We start from the raw sequence: 19,708 nt of genomic DNA, 5'->3' as shown, positions 1-19,708 counted from the left end.
TCCATGGCGAAAACCCTGTACGATAAACTCTGGGACGCTCACCTCGTCAGTCATGATAAAAACGGCACCAGCCTGCTGTACATTGACCGCCAGTTGCTCCACGAAGTCACCTCGCCCCAAGCCTTCGAGGGACTTCGCCTGGCCGGTCGCAAACCCTGGCGCACCGACGCCAACCTGGCGGTGCCCGATCACAACGTGCCGACCAAAGATCGCGCTGCCGGCATCAGTGACCCCATCTCGCGTCTGCAGATCGAAACCCTGGAAAAAAACTGCAAAGATTTCGGCATCACCTTGTTTACCATGGATGATCCGCGCCAGGGCATTGTCCACGTCATCGGCCCGGAACAGGGAGCGACCCTGCCCGGCATGACCATCGTCTGCGGCGACTCCCACACCGCCACCCACGGGGCCTTCGGGGCGCTGGCCTTTGGGATCGGCACTTCCGAAGTCGAACATGTGCTGGCCACCCAGTGCCTGATTCAGAAAAAATCAAAATCGATGCTGATCGAAGTCCATGGTGAGCTGCCACCGGGTCTGACCGCCAAGGATATCGTGCTGGCAATTATCGGGCGCATCGGCACCGCCGGCGGCACCGGCTACACCATCGAATATGGCGGATCCACCATCCGCAGCCTGTCGATGGAAGGGCGCATGACGATCTGCAATATGAGTATTGAGGCGGGAGCACGGGCTGGCCTGATCGCCGTGGACCAGACCACCATCGATTACATCAAGGGACGTCCCTTTGCCCCGACCGGCCCGTTGTGGGATCAGGCGGCAAGGACCTGGCAGGAGCTCCGCAGTGACCCTGACGCCGAATTTGATCGCGTCGTTCGCATCGATGCCCGTGATCTGCAACCCCAGATCAGCTGGGGCACGTCGCCGGAAATGGTGGTGACCATCGACGCCTGCGTTCCTGATCCCCAGCATGAGCCCGATCCGGTCAAACGCGAAGGGATGATCAACGCCCTGACCTACATGGGCCTGACCCCAGGCATGCCGATGACGTCTATCCGCCCCGATATCGTCTTTATCGGTTCCTGCACCAACGGTCGCATTGAGGATCTGCGCGCCGTTGCTGCCGTGGTCAAGGGGCGCAAGGTGGCGGAGTCCATCAAGCAGGCGCTGATCGTTCCCGGTTCCGGCCTGGTCAAGCAACAGGCGGAAGCCGAAGGTCTCGACAAGATCCTGATTGACGCCGGTTTTGAATGGCGCGAACCCGGCTGCTCCATGTGCCTGGCGATGAATAACGATCGTCTCAAGCCGGGCGAACGGTGCGCGTCAACCTCGAACCGTAACTTTGAGGGACGGCAGGGACAGGGAGGGCGTACCCATCTGGTCAGCCCCGCCATGGCCGCCGCGGCAGCGGTCACTGGTCACTTTATCGATATTCGCCAATTGGAGGTGCTGGCATGAAACCTTTTCAAACCCTTACCGGCATGGTTGCCCCCCTTGATCGCTCCAACATCGATACCGACGCGATCATCCCCAAACAGTTTCTTAAATCAATCAAACGAACCGGCTTCGGTCCCTTCCTGTTCGACGAGTGGCGTTATCTCGATCATGGCGAACCCGATATGGATTGCAGCAAGCGCCCGGCTAATCCAGATTTCATTCTCAATCAGCCCCGCTATACCGCGGCCCGGATTCTGTTGACCCGCGCCAATTTCGGCTGCGGATCATCGCGTGAGCACGCCCCTTGGGCCCTGCTCGACTACGGCTTTGAGGTCATTATCGCGCCCAGCTTTGCCGATATCTTTTATAACAACTGCTTCAAAAACGGTATTCTGCCCATCGTCTTGCCGAGTGAGAAGGTGGATTTGCTGTTCCACGAAGTAGAAACCACTCCCGGCTATCAACTGACGATCAATCTGGAACAGCAGCACATCACCACTCCGACCGAAACAACCTATAGCTTTGATATCGACCCATTCCGTAAGCACTGTCTGCTGGGTGGGCTGGATGACATTGCCCTGACCCTGGAAAAATTAGCAGCGATAAAAGCCTTTGAAGAGCAACATCGCCAGCAGTCACCATGGTTATTCAGCTCTCATCCGGAAGCATGAGCATCCCGGCTTTGCAATATCATCAGTGATGTAATTGCTTTATAGAAGATTCAGGCTATCATCGGGGGTACTGACGCCCCGCCAGACCCATTGTCACCTCAGGTAAAGGTAAAGGATCTAAGGCCATGCTCCCTGCTTCATATCAAGAGTTCTTAACTGCCGTCAGCAAGACCCTGCCGAAAAAGCAATTGACTACCGATCCGCTGAAGACGGTCACGTTTGGAACCGATGCCAGTTTTTATCGGCTGATTCCCAAAATCGTCATCCAGGTAGAAAACCAGGACGAGGTAAAGCTGATTCTGCGCGAAGCCAACAAGCGCAAACTGCCGGTCACTTTCCGGGCGGCAGGGACCAGCCTCTCGGGACAGGCGATCAGCGACAGCATTCTGGTGCAGTTGGGCAAAGGCTGGCAGGGCTACCGGATCTTCGACAAAGCCCGCAAGATTGAGCTGCAGCCCGGGATCATCGGCAGTCGTGCCAACTTTTTGCTGGCTGAGTTCGGCAAAAAGATCGGGCCTGACCCGGCCTCCATTGACAGTGCTAAAATCGGCGGCATTGTCGCCAACAACGCCAGTGGTATGTGTTGCGGGGTAGCTGAGAACAGCTACAAGACCCTGGATAGTCTGAGATTGATTTTGGTCGATGGAACCGTTGTTGACACCGCTGATGACAAAAGCCGCTCCGCTTTCTCGCGCAGCCACCCCCACATCCTCGAAGGACTTGCCGAGCTGCGTGACCGGGTTGCCGCTGATCCTCAATTAAGTGAGCGCATCCGCTATAAATTTAAAATTAAAAACACCACCGGTTACAGCCTTAACGCCCTGGTCGATTTCAAGGATCCCTTCGACATCATGCAACAGCTGATGGTCGGTTCAGAAGGGACCCTCGCCTTTATCGCCAACGTCGTCTACAAGACGGTTGTCGAGCATCAACATAAAGCCAGCGCACTGATCATGTATCCTGACGTATCCACCGCCTGCAGCGTCATTCCGCTGCTGCGCGACAATCTCCCGGTTGCGGCTGCGGAACTGATGGATCGCGCTGCCCTGAGCTCCGTCCAGGACGAACCGGGCATGCCCGCCTATCTGGCCGGACTCGCCGATGGCGTCACCGCTCTGCTAGTGGAGACCCGTGCTACCAGTGCGGCCAAGCTGCAACAGCAGATCAGGCAAATTGGTGCAGCCCTGGCAAAAATCAAGACCGTCCGGCCACTGGAGTTTACCGACAATCCGGATGAATATAAGGTTTACTGGAACATCCGCAAGGGGCTTTTCCCCGCAGTCGGTGCCGTGCGCGAAACCGGCACCACGGTAATCATCGAGGATGTCGCCTTCCCGATTGAGCACCTGGCTGCAGCCGCCCTCGATTTACAGGAGCTGTTCAAAAAATATCATTATCACGAAGCGATCATCTTCGGCCATGCCCTGGAAGGCAACCTGCACTTTGTTTTTACCCAGGATTTCTCCCAGGAGGAAGAGGTTCTTCGCTACCGCCATTTGATGGACGAAGTCGTTACCATGGTCGTGGACAAGTATGACGGTTCCCTCAAGGCCGAGCATGGCACCGGACGTAATATGGCCCCGTTCGTGGAAAAGGAATGGGGAACCGCGGCCTACGAGCTGATGGTCCAGCTCAAGCAGCTGTTCGATCCCGATCAATTGCTCAACCCGGGGGTCATTATCAACCCTGATGCCGAAACCCATATCAAGAATTTAAAACCGCTGCCGGCCACCCACGAACTGGTCGACAAGTGCATTGAATGCGGCTTTTGCGAGCCGGTCTGCCCGTCACGCAACCTGTCCTTCACCCCCCGTCAGCGGATTGTCGGTCGGCGCGAAATCAGTCGCCAAATAGCCGCAAACGGGTCGCCGGAGCTGGTCAAACAGCTGCTCAAATCCTACCGTTATCCGGGCAAAGAGACCTGTGCCGCCGATGGTCTCTGTGCCACCCGCTGCCCGGTCGGCATCGACACCGGAAAGATGATCAAAGCCCTACGCGAAGAGGCCAACGGGGAGCTTGCCAATCATGTCGCCGACTGGGTTGCGCGCAACTTCAAAGGTGTCGCCACCGGCATCAATACCACCCTGAATGGTGTTGATAAAATCCACCAGCTGACCGGCACCGCTTTCATGGAAACGGCCTCTTCAGCCGCCCGCACCTTAAGCGGTAACCATCTGCCGCTGTGGAACCGTGAGATGCCGTCCGGTGTTGGAAAAATTCTTGCAGAAAAGATCAACCCGAACAACCCGCTTCAGGTTATTTATTTCCCGGCCTGTCCCAGTCGTTGCATGAGTGGCCCGACGCGGGGGGAAACGGAACCGGACGCACTGCCCCACAAAACCGCCGCCCTGTTGAAAAAAGCGGGTTATCAGATCCTCTATCCCGACAGCCTCGGCAAACTCTGCTGCGGGCAGGCCTTTGAAAGCAAAGGCTTCTTCAAACAGGCCGATGAGAAAAGTGAAGAGCTCAACCGGGCCCTGCTGACCATCTCAGACGATGGTGCAATTCCGGTTCTCTGTGACACCAGCCCCTGTCTGCTGCGGATGAAGGATAAGCTGGATAAAAAATTGAAGCTCTATGAACCAATCGAGTTTGTTCTTGAATTTCTCCAGGACAAATTGACCTTTACCCCCTTACCGCAAAAAATCGCCCTGCATGTGACCTGCAGTGCGCGCAAGATGGATCTGACGGATAAATTCGTGCGTCTGGCGCAGGCCTGTGCCCATGAAGTTGTAGTACCGGAAGACATCTACTGCTGCGGGTTTGCCGGGGATCGCGGCTTCAACTACCCGGAATTGAATGAATCGGCACTGGAAGGATTAAAAGAACAACTGCTGGGATGTGACGCCGGCTATTCTACCAGCAAAACCTGTGAAATCGGGCTGTCGCTGCGCGGCGAGATCCCCTACCGGTCGATTCTCTATCTGGTTGATGCAGCGACACAGCCCAAACAGACCCTGGCCGATTAACGACAAAGGAGTGTCTTATATGTTGACCACCGTCAATATTACCGATGACATATATTATATCGGAGTCAATGACCGGGAAACCTACCTGTTTGAAAACCTGTGGCCTCTGGATCGCGGCGTTTCCTACAATGCCTATTTGATTGATGATGAACAGACTGCTGTTTTTGACACGGTAAAAAACACCAAAACCCATGTTTTTATCGATAAAATCGCCGGCATCCTCAAGGACAGACCCCTGGATTATCTTGTTATTAATCACATGGAACCTGATCATTCCGGTGCCATCAAGGCATTACAGGATAAATATCCGGATTTGAAGCTGGTAGGCAATACCAAAACCTTTGAATTGCTTGAAGATTTCTACGGTCCTTTGAAAAATTACCATGTTATCAAGGATGGCGACCAGTTATCGTTGGGCACACACACCCTGAGTTTTTATTTAACCCCCATGGTCCATTGGCCGGAAACCATGATGTCCTATGAATCCACCACCGGCACCCTGTTTTCCATGGATGCCTTTGGTGGCTTCGGCACCTTGGATGGCGGCATCTTCGACGATGAAGTGAACCTTGAATTCTATATGGATGAAACCCGGCGCTACTATTCCAATATTGTTGGAAAGTACGGGGCCATGGTGCAAAAAGCGCTGAAAAAACTGAAAGATGCCAACATCCCCATGAACATTATCGCTCCCACCCATGGCCCGGTCTGGCGCACTGATCCCCACTGTATCATCGATCATTATGACCGCTGGTCGCGGGCGGAAACCGAAGAAGGGGTGGTGATTGTCTATGGTTCCATGTATGGCAACACCCAGAAAATGGCCGATGTCATTGCCCGCAGATTGTCCGAAAACGGTATTAAAAATATCCGTATTTACGATGCCTCAAAAACCCATGTTTCCTACCTGATCAGTGACCTCTGGCGTTTTAAAGGGGTGATCCTGGGCAGCTGTGCCTATAACACAGGGCTATTCCCGACCATGGAAACGTTGGTCAACAAGCTGGAAAACTCGCAGCTTAAAGACCGGCTGCTGGGTATTTTCGGCACTGCGTCCTGGAGCGGCGGCGGGGTTTCAAACCTCAATAAATTTGCCGAAAAAATCAAGTGGCAACGGGTCGGCGAATCCGTTGAGGCCAAGTCGTCGCCAAAAGAGAAGGATTTTCAACAGTGCATTGCGATTGCCGATGAAATGGCCGAACGGCTGATCAAGGAACGTGCTTAATCGGTGGAGATCTGTAGTCATCCACATGGTGAAATAAATCCTGTCCCCCCGATAGGGCCTCAGGCTCACCATCGTCTTAGCTGACATAAGCTACTGACGGACGGCGTCATCCAGTTCTTTACGGAGCTGGTGAGGCTGCGGGGATGATGCCAGACGACCCGATGTCGCCGGGAAAAAGACCAGACCAAGGTAGCCATCGATGGTCAGCAAATCACCGTTACTGATGATATCGGCGGCGCCCGCAATACCGGAAACACAGGGGATGCCATACTCGCGGGCAATGATGGCACCATGAATCAGCATGCCGCCGCGACGTTCGACGATGCCGGCGGCAAGGGGGACGATAAAGGTCATCACCGGATCAATGGCATCGCAGACGAGAATTTCGCCACGCTTGAAGTCGGCCAGGTCCTGTTCAGAGCGGATCACTCGGGCAACGGCTGTCGCCAGTCCGGCGCTGGCGGGCTGCCCCTGTAACTGGCGGGCACGAACAGCACGATCGCCTGCTTTTGCGCCACCAGGCGACGGGCTGCGCAAAGCGTTTTTACCCTCTGTCAGTTCTTCCAGCAATCGGCCAAACTCCGGTTTAATCCCCGCCCGACAACGACGGCGCACTTCCATTTCCCCACGTTTTACTTCCCGCTGCAGTTGTGCCAGGCTGATATTGTCATCATCCCGTAAGCGGTAGCTGGCCCGGCCGATCGCAAGAATTTCCTCGGCCTGGGGCCATTCTGTCGCGTTAAAATGGCGGCGGTAAGCGCTCTCCAAATCGTCACGGTGCAGTGCCGTCTGTGGTCGCTGCTGATCCGTTAATTGTAACAGGAGTCGGCCAAGCTGATCCGGCAATAGCCCGAGTTCAGCAGCCAGCTCATCAATTTCAGCGATGCTTGAACTGTCAGCCCCGCCATCCCAACGGCTGGCTAAATCCGCCATTCTGCGATTGCGCACCAGCGCGCGCAACTCGCCACCCCGCAGTAATTCAAGAAATTCAAAGGGATCCTGAGGTTGGAGGAGATCATTATAGAATTCCCCGAAGAGACGAATTCCGTGGGCCATGGGGATGCAGTCACGTCGATAAGTCTCTTCCCAATAGTGAAGCTGTTGCAACCGCTGCCTGACTTCCTCCTCACAGATCGCGTCAGACAGATTCGTCAGCTCAACCTGGGCGAACCGGGCAGCTATCTCTTCCATTCCCGGCATGATCTCGGTTTCAATCCGTTGCTGCAGTTGTTTGAGGTTGGTGAGACTGCGGTGCAGGTTGAAGTACCACAAGCGATCATCATCCGCCGGGACGGTGGTAACAGGTCGCGCCTGTAACAGGATCAACTGACCGTCACGCCAGGTCCATTCACAATCCTGCGGGGAGGAAAAATCCTGCTCAAGGGCCAGGACCTGCCGAGCGACAACTGCCAGATCTGAGTTGCTCAACACCGGTCCTTGCTCTGTCGGCGTGAGGGGAACGAGCTGCACCTGCCCATTTCGGGGGACCAGCTTGTGGCTGCTGTGCGCGGCGCGGTAGTTGATCGTCCGCAAGCTGTCCCGGTCGATCCGCCAGCTGTCCGGTTCGACACTGCCGTCGACCAGCCCCTGATTGAGACCCCGGACGGCTTCAACTATCAACTGCCGGCGATCGTCAGGTGCGACACTGAAAGCGACACCCGATGTTTCTCCCACGATCAACTCCTGGACCAGCACCGCCATACTGCTGTCGGCTACCGTCAGTCCCAACTCCTGCCGATAGAGCAAGGCGCGATCAGACCAGAGGGAGGCCCAGACCTTGCGGATTGCCAGCAGCTGCTCCTTCCTGCCACGGATATTAACGAAGGAATCGTGCAGTCCGGCAAAGGAACAGGTTGCAGAATCCTCGCCGGGGGCCGAGGAACGGATGACCAACGGTTGCTCCGGGAAATGCCGGTCGAGGGCGGTGGAAATTTCTGTTGCGAGGGACGTCGGTAGCGGGGTTGTCAGAAACAGGTTACGGATCCGCAGTGCCGCATCCCACAGCTCCTCCCAACGCATCTGGGCAAAGTCCTTGCGGCCGAGCTCCATGGTCAGCCGTGCTCCCAATCCGGTCGCCTGTAGATAATCGCGATAGCAGTCGCACGCAATGGCGAGGGACTGGGGCACCGAATAGCCGCGGCGGGTCAGTTTGGCCAGAGCTAGCGTTTTACCACCGAACTGGGGTAAATCAGCGGGGCTCAGCCGCTCAAGGGGTTGAATGCGGCGCATCGAAATCAAGCTCCAGCACATCCTGAAAGCGCTGCACCAGACTGTAGCGTTGGACCTTGATCAAGCACAGGGCGCAACCGGGCGAATGCACGAATTCAGCAAGGTAGGGGTGGTGGGCAAGAAACAGCTGCCGCAGCCGGTCCCGCTGCTCCGGCGGCACTTCACGAGCCGTGCCGATGGCGGACAAGGCGACGGCCTCACGAAAATCTTCGACCTGGTTGCTGCGGCTATCAATCAGCAGCGAAACCCGTGGGTCTGCCTGCAGATAGCCAAACTTTCGTGTCGCGCGATGGGTCGCGAACAACAATTCATCCAACTGGTCTGTCACGACAAAACCAACCAGACTGGTATACGGATGACCTTTGGCGCTGGTCGCCAGAACACCCAGGCTCTGGGTGCTGAGCAGGTCAATAATCTGTTGCCTGAGGGTGTCCAATCGATTCTCCTTTGCCCTGGTGTTTACCCTGTTTTTTCCGGGGATGATCATGAGCCGATCATAGCACTTTTACGCCTGAAAAAAGTCAGGCCCGGCCGGGCGCTTTATTGCCGATTCTCTCACCCCTCAGTTATCGAGGTCGCCATTAACGCGTTAATTTCCTGGATGATTTCAAGGTGCTGCGAGAGCTGATCAAACCAGCCATGAAGAACCTCGCCAGTAATCAAGCCCAGCAGCACACCAAGAACAATTCCGCGGTGAACATTATCACCACCAAGATTGGTATTCGCCAGCAAGGCCTGTTGCGGGGTCGCGGCATATTTATAAGCCAAATACAAGACACTGGGCCAGGAATCGGTAATGTAGCAGGCCGAGGAAAACACCCTGCCGACCACATGCCGGTCATCAAGCGACTTTTTCGTCAGGTTCTCAAGATCCAGGCCACAGCTGTTTTTTGCCGCGTGGACCAGGATGGCTGCGCTGTCCTGGTCGGGGTCGCGGAACAATAAATCGTCCAGCAACTGAACGTAGTCACCGCAAACACCGGCCAGCATCTCATCCGGGTGAGTCAAATAAAGATGTTGCAGACAATGCTCCTTCACCTCACTGAGTGAAACCCCTTGCAACCGCTCAGAAAATACGATCGGGGCAATCGTCACCAGACCCCCGATGGAGGGGGTATCATGAGTTTTGGCCGCGCACAATTCCCTGGGTTTACCGCTTTCAAGATTAGCAAAAAAACCGCGATGGTAGGATTCAGCGTAGGTGTCCGGATGTCGAGGCGGATAGGCGGTCATAAAATCAATATAATCATCGAGAAATCGTTGTTTGTCATAGTGTCCGCGGTTGGCCGTTAGAGTCCGGATCAGTACTCTGGCACAGTGGGCGTTCAGGGTGTTATCCCCGGCCAGCATTCCTTGGTGATAATGCTGGTTGGGCTGCCCCCAGAAGGGGCGTTTTCCTTTGAGGATCACGTCACCGACAATCTCCCGCTGCCGGCGGTTTTTTTGCTGAACACCGCGACCTCCGGCAAGGGTTGAATGCAGTGACATAATTGAAGAGGGGTGCATAGCTGGAGCGGCTTCAAAGCGGGTGACGCCCCCGGGAAAGGCCTTTTCAATATCGACCGGGTTGTAGAACCAGTGCACCGGCATGGCGAGGGCATCAGCCACAAACATGTTCTTTAACGCTGCTTCGACTTTTTTATGGGAAAGATTCATCACGTTAACTTCTTTCGCTCCGCGCCAGAAGGCCAATGCGCCGGGCCGCCTGGCGACAGATCAGGGCATAGGGAAAAACAGCCAATGGCATCTCGAAGATCAGCTCACAGTGGTTTTTGTCGATTGTTATCAGGCGGTGCCCGGTCGCCTGTATGCCGGCAACCTTCCAGCTCCAAAAATTTAAGGGCTCAAATCCAGTAATCTCAAAAGGAACCCAGAATCCGAGAACCGTCTGGAGGCACCCCTTTAGACCATCATCAATATATCGCCGGGGGCTCTGAACCGCCCTGACCGAAGGACCCCAGACCGGCCATTGGTGGGTATCGATCAGGACGTTCCAGACCTGCTGTGGCGATGCACCGATGACATGCCTGACCTGCATTGGCAAACAACCTCTTTTTTCTTATTTGTGATGCTATTTAAAAGCGTTAATAGTTCATACTTCAAATATCTTTACGTTTGTCTAGGACAAATATACACCTTATGGTGACAACTGGCAACTACAGCTGTCGGCCTGGATATGGGTACCGAAATTCCTTGGTCGATAACAGACCAGACGAAGGGGCTCAAACCCTGAGGATAAAAAGCATTATGTTGAGAAACAGAAACGTGAACCGAATGAGGGCAAAAAAACCAGATGGGCATTTGATGAGGCCTTACTTCATTACAAAACCGGGGGCACAATTCTATTCATGAAGATAAATACGGTACTGTGTCCCCGAAATTCCGCTGATTTCACTACCTCAAATACCGCATCAGCCAAGCCCCTTCTCCCGCAGTTGCTGCAGGGCATCGGGGGTTTTTGTCAACTCCAGCCCCATACCTTTAAGAACTGCGGGGGTTTTACTGAACTGGATATCGGCGTAGACCACAACCTGGATATAGTTCCCCCAGGGATCACGAAAATTAAGCCCAACGCCGGGGATCATCTCAACAGCGAGAGCTTCAAGACGTGCGCGCAGATTGCTGCGGTCATCAACGACCAGCCCGAAATGCCGATGTTGATCGGGATGGCGGTCACTGTTTTGGGAAAGGGCCAGGAATTGATCCCCCATGTCCATAAATGCCATATTGTCGCTGCGGCCACGCAGCTTGAACTGAAAAATCTGTCCGTAAAATTCAAGGGCTTGTTCGATATCACCTACTTCCAGAGCAACATGATTGATACCCACCAGGTGAGGACGGAGATATGTGTCATCGGGCATAGGGATTCACCTCGTTCAGTTTAGGTTTGATAGGTTTAACGCCATAGGATCCAGCGTCAATCAGCAGAGGGGTTGTTATTCCTTGAAGCACTCTGCTATCCCCTCAGCATAGGAGATCGGTTGGATCGAAAAGGTCTCCGCCCAGTTTTGAATGTCGCATTCATTACCTTCGAGCAGCATGGCTAACTGATCCTGCGTCAACGGAAACTTTTCAAAACCTTCCAGCAGTTTGACGAAAGGTTTGACCATGAATACCGGTTGATGAATTTTGTGGACCTTATCTTTACCCAGAGCCCTGCCCGTCAGATCGAGAATTTCGTCATAGCTATAACTTTTGGAGCCACCCAAATGATAAATCTCACCAATGCTCTCCGGCAGCGTGAGGGCCTTGACGAACGATTCGGCAACCTGATGAACATTCACCGGCTGGAGACGGTACTGCCCATCCCCGATGACCGGAATAACCGGTAGCTTACGGATCAAATCCGCCAGCATGTTGACAAATTCACCCCCGCGACCAAAAATCAGGGATGGTCGTAAAATGGTCCAGTCAAGGGCTGTGTCGCGTAAAAACTGTTCCGCCTGCCATTTGGTCTGATGGTAGTCAATAGTTGCTTCCAGGCGAACGCCATTGGCGCTCATCTGCAGGAAGCGCGTGATTCCCTGGGAAATAGCGGCATCAATGACATGGCGTGAGCCTTCAACATGCAGGCGCTTGAACGTCACCCCTTTGGCGGGGATTTCCCTGATAATTCCCACCAGATGAATCACCGCATCGCAGCCCTGCATGGCCGGCGGCAAACTGTTGGGCTGGGTCACATCCCCCGAATGGATTTGCACCTGGCTTGATGTGCCCATCGCCAGTTTGTCCTCTGAGCCGGAGCGCACCAGGGCAGAAACCTCATGCCCCTGCGCTACCAGTTGCCGCACGACCTCATTGCCGACAAATCCTGTTCCACCAGTAACAAAAACTTTCATCGTTTCGTCCTTTCTCCTGGGTATTTTCCCACAAACCCTGGCAAGCAGAGTGAAAGTCGATATTTCATTTGCAATCCTTGCCTTTAACAATGTTATCAATGAAACCACTTCTTTCAAGTTACCAGGCAAGTGGTGTTCTGGCCGATTTCATCCCGAACCGGAAAAATATGATAGAATAAAGGTGAAAATCGATCGAGTGGAAATCCGGACGAAATCTGCTGGCACCCGCGGCGACCCGGCAAAACGTCCGCAACCCCAAAAAAAGGAGTTTCATCATGACGGATCAATTTAGCAAGGCCATCAAAGAGTCCGGCGAAAAATCAGCATTTGTCTGTGTCAATTGTGGTCACCACAATATTCCTGAGAGTGATAAGAAAACAGGTCAACAGATGAGCCCGGTCAAAGACCAGTTTTCCGAAGCAATCAAGGAATCCGGTGAAAAATCAGCATTTTCTTGCGGGAGCTGCGGCCACGTCCAGCAACCCGTTGGCGATTGATCCCGGTTGGAATTTAACAAAAACATAACCGCTAATCCGCCCAATACACCAGGTCCTGGCGGCAGGGTGCGGCACGTCGATTTTCCCCGGAGGTGAAGGTGGCGTACGTGTAATTGAATCCGTCCTGTGCTCTATTCCAGGCACGGTGGCGGAGGCGCTGCCTTTTTCAATGCCAGAGAGTTCCCTCCCAGAACCAGTCCGATACCGGCAAAAGCCTCGGCCGTCCGGGGCCGATCCGACCGACCAGACTTAAGTAGCAGCCAAAAGCAAGCACCGAGCCGAACAGGGCGAAGTAACCAAGGGACCGCAGGTAATTAAGAGCAAACAAACAGAGTCCTTCTTTCACCCTACTGAACCACAACCCTTTTTAACCGCATAATCCGCCGATAGGACTCATCAATCCGGCGCTCGGAAATGACTCCGGTTGCTACCAGATTCCGGAGGATATTCACCACCCTGGGAACGATCTCCGGATCATAATCGAGGTTATTACCAAACAGCAGGATATCTACCCCGGCTTCGAGGGTCAGGCGCACCGCTTGGTCAAGACCGTAATGTTCGCTGATCGCGCCCATCTGCAGATCGTCGGAAAAAACCACACCGGCAAACCCTAATTGCCCACGCATCAAACCCGTGATGGTGGAATGTGACAGGGTCGCCGGATGATCAGCATCGAGATTGGCATTGAAAACATGGGCGGTCATCAGCGCCTGCACCTCCCCCGTTTCCAGCAGTTTGGTGTATGGCACCAGTTCGCGTTCTGTCCAGGAATTGGTCACATCGACAAATCCCAGATGAGAATCGCTGTGCGAACTGCCGTGACCGGGGAAATGTTTGATGACGGCGGTCACACCTTGAGTTTTATGGGCCAGGATGAACTGTCGCGCATGGAGAGTCACCTCGTCGGGCTGCGCTGAAAAACAGCGCTCAAGACGGGCAATCACCGGATTGTCGGGGTTGATACACAGATCCACCACCGGCGCGAAATTGACGTTAATTCCCACTTTGGCCAGGGTGACGGCGATCTCCGCACTCGCACTATAAGTCGCCTGCGGCTCGTCCAGCCGCCCCAGCTCGGCGTGAGACACCGTCCGGTCAAAGCCGTACTCCGGCTTCAGTCGAGCAACCCGTCCGCCTTCCTGATCAACAGCAACCAACAGTGGTGTCAGCGTAGCCTGCTGTAAAACTGCAATCAGATTTTTAAGTTGCTGCGGCGAGGTGATATTACGCCCGGGCTGGCGGGTCAGAACATCGTAATCGAAGAGAATGACCCCGCCGAGATGGTGCCGGCGGATATCACGCAGGATGAAATGTCCATCATTCAGCGCCGTTCCCCGAAATCCGACCATCAGCATCTGGCCTATTTTGTAATCCAGTGACGCGTTTGCCGCCGACCTGCCGGCAGCAACGCCGGTAGCACTAACGAACAGAGAACAACACAGAAGAAGGATCACCGAGACATTTCTCTGAACGCAACATATCCACCTGCAGCCCGTCCTCCTACTCCCGGTCATGATAAAACACCGCCAACCAGATACAATCCATTTCGTCGCTTGTCGAGACAACCCGATGTTTGCGATGCGCGGGAATCAACAGATAATCACCCGCCTGCAAGGACAAGCGTTCCTGCGGTTCCAGCAACTCGAGTTCCGCCTGCCCCTGCAACAGCAGCACAAATTCGTGTTCCTGCTGATCGTACCAGAAGCCTGATGGTGAGGCGTGGCCACGCGAGACAATCCGCTCGATTCGCACCTGATTCTTATCTGCAAGAACATCGACCAGCTCATTCGGCAACTGATCTGGTATGGATGAAAAAATATTGGCGGAGCTCATGGCCAGCACAGGCGCTACGAAGTTACAGCGCCGGACGAGGCCGATGACACCAGTCGCGCGTACTTGGCCAGGACACCCCGCCGGGCCTTGCTTACAGGAGCTTGCCAGTCTTCCCGCCGCTGTGCCAGCACAGCTTCCTCGACGAGCAGATTCAGGGTTTCAGAATCCAGATTGATCTCGATCTGATCCCCCTCTTCGACCAGCGCCAATGCACCACCAACCTGCGCTTCAGGGGAGATATGGCCGATCATGATGCCGTGGGTGCCGCCGGAAAAACGACCATCGGTGAGCAGCGCGACACGGTCGCCGAGACCAGCCCCCATCAGCGCCGCCGAAGGAGACAGCATCTCACGCATACCGGGACCACCTTGTGGCCCTTCATAACGGATCACGACAATATCGCCGGCAGTGATTTTCCCGCCGAGAATTGCCTGTAGAGCCTCTTCTTCGCGTTCAAACACCCGTGCAGTTCCACGCATTGTTTGGAGATTTTTGCCGCTTTGTTTTAGCACACACCCTTCCGGAGCCAGGGAGCCGAACAACATACGAATGTGTCTACCGGCAGCTGCATAGGGGCTGGAAACGGGGAATACCACATCCTGTCCCGCCGGCAGATCAGGAGCGCTCGCCAGATTCTCAGCCAGAGTTTTTCCCGTTACCGTCAGACAGTCGCCGTGCAGCAAGCCGGCACCCAGCAGGTGCTTCATCACCATGGGGATGCCACCCAGGGGATGCAGATCGTTCATCAGATAACGCCCGTAAGGTTTAAAGTTGCCGAGCAGCGGCACCTTGGCAGTAAAATCGGCCATCTCCTTCAGGGTCAAGGGCACATCAGCCTCGCGCGCTATAGCCAGCAGGTGCAATACCGCGTTGGTCGATCCCCCCAGAGCCCAGACCAGGGTGAGGGCATTTTCAAAGGCTTTGTGGGTCATGATCTGCCGGGCACTAATGCCGCGCTGAAGCAATGTCATCAGGGTTGTGGCGGTACGGCGGAGATCTCCCTGCTTATCGTTTGACAACTGATTATCCGCCTCCACTGCCATATTCGACGACCCGCCGGGAACGCTCATCCCCAGGGCTTCAATCGCGGCAGCCATGGTATTGGCGGTATACATGCCACCACAGGACCCGGCTCCGGGACAGGCGTGGCATTCGATCTGACAAAGCTCCTCAGCATCAATTTTTCCGGCGCTGTAGGCGCCTATTCCTTCGAAAGCGCTGACTATATTCAAATCACGTCCGCCATGATGACCGGGGCGGATACTGCCACCATAGAGAGTCAAACCGATCAGATCATTACGGGCAATCGGCATCAGAGCCGCCGGGATGGTCTTGTCACAACCGGACAGGGTCACCACCGCGTCCACCTGATAGCCCTCGGTCATCACTTCAATAGCATCGGCAATCACTTCACGGCTGACCAAGGAATACTTCATCGCTTCGGTGCCCATGGAGATACCATCGGATACCACCGGCGTACCGAAGACAATGACCTTGGCCCCAATCGCTTCCAGTTCAGCCTGGAGCAAATCGCCAAGGGTCCGGATATGATCGTTGCAGGGAGTTCCATTGGTATAAGGGACCGCGAGCGCCACCAACGGCTTGGTGAAATCCTCGTCATTAAAACGCACCGCCCGCAGCATGGTGCGCGCTGCAGTGCGTTCTACCCAGTTAGCCTGACCGGGATCACCGGTTAATGTACCGCTGCGTCGTTTCATATTTTTCTCCTTCAGCCAAAAAGGAATCGGGGTGCAACGCCGCCATTGACCAGCACCACACCCCGATATCATAACACAATCAATTATTTGTGAGCGGTGAACGGTAAGCAGTCAATTGCCTACTCCCTACTCCCTACTCCCTACTCCCTACTTTTCCATCGCCGTCACACCGGTACGGGCGATCTCAACGATATGCTCCTGACCGACTTCGTCCAGGAAGGCATCGATACGTCGGGTTGAGCCGGCGACCTGGAGGATATGGATATCATCACTTTTCTGTTCGAGAATCTCGAAGTTATAGCGACCTTGAAAGGTCTCAAGCACTGAAGCGTCTATTTCCAGTTTAATAATTGCCACCTCGCGCCAGTAACTGTGATCGGTATCCAGCTCTTTGACCGAGATAACTTCAGTGAATTTTTCCAACTGCCGAACAACCTGATCGACCCGGGCCTGATCGCTTTCACGCAGGGTGATGGTCATCCGGCTGACCCCGGGAATACGGGCACGACAGACGGTCAGGGTATCAACATTGTACATTTTTTTGCGGATCAGCATCGAAATCTTATTGAGAACCCCGGGGTGATCAAGGGTAAATGCAAGTATGGCGCGCCTTTTCATGCAGCTTCTCCTTGTTTGCTCTGATCTTTTTTCGGTGCATGGGGATGACGAATAATCATGTCGCCAAAGCCACCCCCAGCCGGGATCATCGGCAGGATCACTTCCGCCGGATCACAGATAAACTCAAGAACCATGGCACCCTTACAGGCGATGGCTTCCTCAAGGGCAGGCACCACATCCTCCAGCAACTCAACCTTACGATAAGGAATCCCGTAGGCCTGAGAGATCAACCCGAAATCGGGGCTCTGCATCGGGGTCCCGGCAAAGCAGCCGTCAAAGAAAAAGGTTTGCCACTGGCGCACCATCCCCAGATAGCCATTATTCAGGATGATGATTTTGACATCAATCTGCTTTTCCATGATGGTTCCCAGTTCCTGGAAGTTCATCTGGAAACCGCCATCACCACTAATCGACCAGACCCGCTCTTTTGGACGAGCGAGCTTGACGCCGATCGCCATCGGCAATGAACAGCCCATGGTCCCCGCGCCACCGGATCCAAACCAGCTATTGTTGGTCTGATAATTGTAAAAACGCGCGCACATCATCTGGTGCTGGCCGACATCAGGAATAATCAGATCACGCCCCCTGGTCACTTCCGACAGGCGATGGATGATCCCCTTCATCAGCAACTTATTGTCATTACCGATACCGACTTCGATCTCTTCACGCAGGTCTTCTTTCATCACCTCGCGGAAACTGTTGAGTTTGTCCCACCAGCGGCGGCGCGGAATGCAGGTCAGCATGGGATCACCCAGCAACACATGCAAGGTGCGATAGACATCAGCGTTGATGGCCACCGTGGTACGAACATTTTTATCGATTTCTGAAGCATCGATCTCCACGTGAATCACGGCTGCATTGCGGGCGTATTCATCCAGCTTACCGGTCACCCGGTCGTCAAAACGCATCCCCAGGGCAATCAGCAGATCCGCCTCCATAATCGCACGATTGGCTTCAACCGTGCCGTGCATGCCCATCATCCCCAGGTGCTGAGGGTGGTCCGCCGGGATAGCGGAAAGACCGTGGAAGGTAGAAGCGACAGGAATATTGGTCTTTTCGATAAAACGCTGGAGCAGATCGCCGGCATTGCTGTTGATAACGCCATGCCCGCAAAAAATCAGCGGCCTTTCGCTCTTGTTAATCAGTTCAATCGCCTGCCGGATCGGCTCACGCTCGGGGGTCGGGGTGTAAAAATAGCCGGGCAGATGGGGACGAAATTTTTTAGCATCAAAGCGGTAATCCTCGCCGGCCTGCTGGTTCTGAATATCCTTGGGCAGGTCGATAATCACCGGACCCCCACGACCGGTGGTCGCCACGTAACAGGCCTCGTGTACTGTCTTTTCAACATCTTCAGCAGCCAGTGGCATATAGGTCTGCTTACAGATCGGCATCATCACCCCGACGACGTCGCTCTCCTGAAAAGCGTCGGTAGCAATCACCCCGGTAGCCACCTGTCCGGTAATGGCCAGCATTGGAACCGAATCCATATGAGCGTCGGCAACGCCGGTTACCAGGTTCATCGCACCGGGACCGGAGGTCGTCAGGCAGACCCCGATTTGAGGAGTCGGGGTCGACAGGGAAGCCCGGGACAGACCCTGTGCCATAAAAGCAGCACCCTGCTCATGGCGGGCCATGACAAACTCAAAGGCTCCCATTCTTTCCATTTCATCGAAAACCGGCATAATGGCACCGCCGGTATAACCAAACAGGAAGCGGACCTTACGCTCCTTCAGTGCCTTGAGTAGTAACTGTTTTCCATTCATTGCTGCCCTCGATTTTCTTAAAAAATTTATCCGTTAAGACCCTGCCATAACAAAAACCACAACCTATACGCTAAAAAGACAGTGTTTTATCTGTCAGAATAGGGGAGATTGTCAAGCGCGAGTTGCCGGATCAGCAGAAAAATCCAAACCCCGGCAACTCAATCCTCCGGCTTAAAAATACCCGGTAAAACCAATACGCAGCCCTTCATCGATCGTCCAGTTGCTTCCCTGGGCATCTTCTTTGAGACGCAGGTTGTAGTACCCTAGCTTCAACCTTACCTTGGGAATCAGGGCATAGGTCAGGGCAATCTCGGTTTGCGTCAGGTTGTCCGCATCTCGGAAAGAAAACACCTTGGGCGCGTGATAAACTGCGCCGGCGATACCAAATCCGCCAAACTGTGGGGGTGCATAAGATGCCCGCAAGCCTAACGCCAGATTAATAAAATCGGTATTTTTCGCGGTTGAGCCACCATAGAGTCGCAACCCCATCCCCAGCCGGGTACCGGGATACTGCCCCGGGCTACCAACAAAGTCAGCTCCGACATGACCAAGGGTGGTGTCTTCATCGTCGTTGTAAAGAAAACCCGCCGTACCAGTGACCACCCCAAATTCATCCTGCACCAGCGGGCGTTCATACCCTAAGTGAAAGCTTTCATTATTAAAACCGATATCAACGGCATCGGCACTCGCCAGGGTGGCAGTAAAACACAATAGAACGGTCAAAAGAATACGTAGCTGCATGAAAATAACTCCTTGTCGATATTTTTAATATAAAAGCGCTATCATTACACAGGAAGCGCTGAGGGGACAATACAATCAGGATAACCCAAATCCACCACCTGAAAAAGCATAGATGGTCGCGACGTCTTTTTTAAGATATTTTTTCCTGCCTATACCCTGTTTTTACGTTACGTCAGGGTGAAAAATGTCGGATTTAGAAAAAATCGGCCT

Annotated in this window: 18 protein-coding genes; 6 read left to right on the top strand and 12 right to left on the bottom strand. The window is 54.2% G+C overall.

Annotation, left to right across the window (positions count from 1 at the left end):
- Positions 1 to 3: 3 nt before the first annotated feature.
- From leuC to ICT70_RS11730, 4 genes are all read left to right on the top strand, one after another.
- Positions 4 to 1,416, top strand: coding sequence for a 3-isopropylmalate dehydratase large subunit (gene leuC, locus ICT70_RS11745; RefSeq protein ID WP_191156875.1), 1,413 nt, complete (start codon positions 4 to 6; stop codon positions 1,414 to 1,416).
- Positions 1,413 to 2,066, top strand: coding sequence for a 3-isopropylmalate dehydratase small subunit (gene leuD / locus ICT70_RS11740; RefSeq protein ID WP_191156873.1), 654 nt, complete (start codon positions 1,413 to 1,415; stop codon positions 2,064 to 2,066). The genes leuC and leuD overlap by 4 nt, the downstream gene beginning before the upstream one ends.
- A gap of 125 nt (positions 2,067 to 2,191) precedes the next feature.
- The gene (locus tag ICT70_RS11735) at positions 2,192 to 5,035 is read left to right on the top strand and encodes an FAD-binding and (Fe-S)-binding domain-containing protein (protein ID WP_191156871.1); all 2,844 of its coding nucleotides are present in this window, start codon (positions 2,192 to 2,194) and stop codon (positions 5,033 to 5,035) included.
- Between the two features lie 19 nt (positions 5,036 to 5,054).
- Positions 5,055 to 6,260 (top strand): FprA family A-type flavoprotein, encoded by a 1,206-nt coding sequence (locus tag ICT70_RS11730; RefSeq protein ID WP_191156869.1) that lies wholly within the window; start codon positions 5,055 to 5,057, stop codon positions 6,258 to 6,260.
- A 90-nt stretch (positions 6,261 to 6,350) separates the two neighbouring features.
- On the opposite strand, the gene ICT70_RS11725 is transcribed toward ICT70_RS11730, so the two are convergent.
- The 6 genes from ICT70_RS11725 to ICT70_RS11700 all read right to left on the bottom strand — a co-directional run bounded on the left by ICT70_RS11725 (position 6,351) and on the right by ICT70_RS11700 (position 12,328).
- Entirely contained in the window at positions 6,351 to 8,489 is a 2,139-nt protein-coding gene (locus ICT70_RS11725) for a PEP/pyruvate-binding domain-containing protein (RefSeq protein ID WP_191156867.1), read from the bottom strand.
- A complete protein-coding gene (locus ICT70_RS11720; RefSeq protein WP_224747013.1) occupies positions 8,467 to 8,925 on the bottom strand; it encodes a pyridoxamine 5'-phosphate oxidase family protein in 459 nt (152 codons plus the stop codon). The genes ICT70_RS11725 and ICT70_RS11720 overlap by 23 nt, the downstream gene beginning before the upstream one ends.
- Before the next feature lie 119 nt (positions 8,926 to 9,044).
- A complete protein-coding gene (locus tag ICT70_RS11715) occupies positions 9,045 to 10,145 on the bottom strand; it encodes an ADP-ribosylglycohydrolase family protein (RefSeq protein WP_191156863.1) in 1,101 nt (366 codons plus the stop codon).
- 4 nt (positions 10,146 to 10,149) lie between these two features.
- Positions 10,150 to 10,527: an SRPBCC family protein gene (locus ICT70_RS11710; protein ID WP_191156861.1), complete on the bottom strand. Its 378-nt coding sequence runs from the start codon at positions 10,525 to 10,527 to the stop codon at positions 10,150 to 10,152.
- A gap of 373 nt (positions 10,528 to 10,900) precedes the next feature.
- Positions 10,901 to 11,350 carry a VOC family protein gene (locus ICT70_RS11705; RefSeq protein ID WP_191156859.1) on the bottom strand — a complete coding sequence of 150 codons (450 nt, stop codon included), beginning with the start codon at positions 11,348 to 11,350 and terminating at the stop codon, positions 10,901 to 10,903.
- Between the two features lie 75 nt (positions 11,351 to 11,425).
- Entirely contained in the window at positions 11,426 to 12,328 is a 903-nt protein-coding gene (locus ICT70_RS11700; protein WP_191156857.1) for a complex I NDUFA9 subunit family protein, read from the bottom strand.
- Between the two features lie 49 nt (positions 12,329 to 12,377).
- Here ICT70_RS11700 and ICT70_RS11695 point away from each other — a divergent pair, with 49 nt between their 5' ends.
- Together ICT70_RS11695 and ICT70_RS11690 are read left to right on the top strand one after the other, a co-directional pair.
- Entirely contained in the window at positions 12,378 to 12,620 is a 243-nt protein-coding gene (locus tag ICT70_RS11695; protein WP_191156855.1) for a hypothetical protein, read from the top strand.
- Entirely contained in the window at positions 12,604 to 12,825 is a 222-nt protein-coding gene (locus ICT70_RS11690) for a hypothetical protein (protein WP_191156853.1), read from the top strand. Before ICT70_RS11695 ends, ICT70_RS11690 begins: the two co-directional genes overlap by 17 nt.
- 347 nt (positions 12,826 to 13,172) lie before the next feature.
- On the opposite strand, the gene ICT70_RS11685 is transcribed toward ICT70_RS11690, so the two are convergent.
- From ICT70_RS11685 to ICT70_RS11660, 6 genes are all read right to left on the bottom strand, one after another.
- Positions 13,173 to 14,279, bottom strand: a complete 1,107-nt coding sequence (locus ICT70_RS11685) for a glycoside hydrolase family 3 protein (RefSeq protein WP_337906856.1) — start codon at positions 14,277 to 14,279, stop codon at positions 13,173 to 13,175.
- A gap of 46 nt (positions 14,280 to 14,325) precedes the next feature.
- Positions 14,326 to 14,658, bottom strand: coding sequence for a cupin domain-containing protein (locus tag ICT70_RS11680; protein ID WP_191156849.1), 333 nt, complete (start codon positions 14,656 to 14,658; stop codon positions 14,326 to 14,328).
- A gap of 14 nt (positions 14,659 to 14,672) precedes the next feature.
- Positions 14,673 to 16,376: a dihydroxy-acid dehydratase gene (gene ilvD, locus ICT70_RS11675; RefSeq protein WP_191156847.1), complete on the bottom strand. Its 1,704-nt coding sequence runs from the start codon at positions 16,374 to 16,376 to the stop codon at positions 14,673 to 14,675.
- A 147-nt stretch (positions 16,377 to 16,523) separates the two neighbouring features.
- On the bottom strand, positions 16,524 to 16,994 hold the full coding sequence (ilvN, locus tag ICT70_RS11670) for an acetolactate synthase small subunit (RefSeq protein ID WP_191156845.1): 471 nt from the start codon (positions 16,992 to 16,994) through the stop codon (positions 16,524 to 16,526).
- On the bottom strand, positions 16,991 to 18,757 hold the full coding sequence (ilvB, locus tag ICT70_RS11665; protein WP_191156842.1) for a biosynthetic-type acetolactate synthase large subunit: 1,767 nt from the start codon (positions 18,755 to 18,757) through the stop codon (positions 16,991 to 16,993). Before ilvB ends, ilvN begins: the two co-directional genes overlap by 4 nt.
- 171 nt (positions 18,758 to 18,928) lie before the next feature.
- The gene (locus ICT70_RS11660) at positions 18,929 to 19,498 is read right to left on the bottom strand and encodes a YfaZ family outer membrane protein (RefSeq protein ID WP_191156840.1); all 570 of its coding nucleotides are present in this window, start codon (positions 19,496 to 19,498) and stop codon (positions 18,929 to 18,931) included.
- Positions 19,499 to 19,708: the final 210 nt, after the last annotated feature.

This window comes from Pelovirga terrestris (genome assembly GCF_014773365.1).
Taxonomy (GTDB): Bacteria; Desulfobacterota; Desulfuromonadia; order Desulfuromonadales; family Geopsychrobacteraceae; genus Pelovirga; species Pelovirga terrestris.
This window is presented reverse-complemented; position numbering and strand designations above follow the sequence as displayed.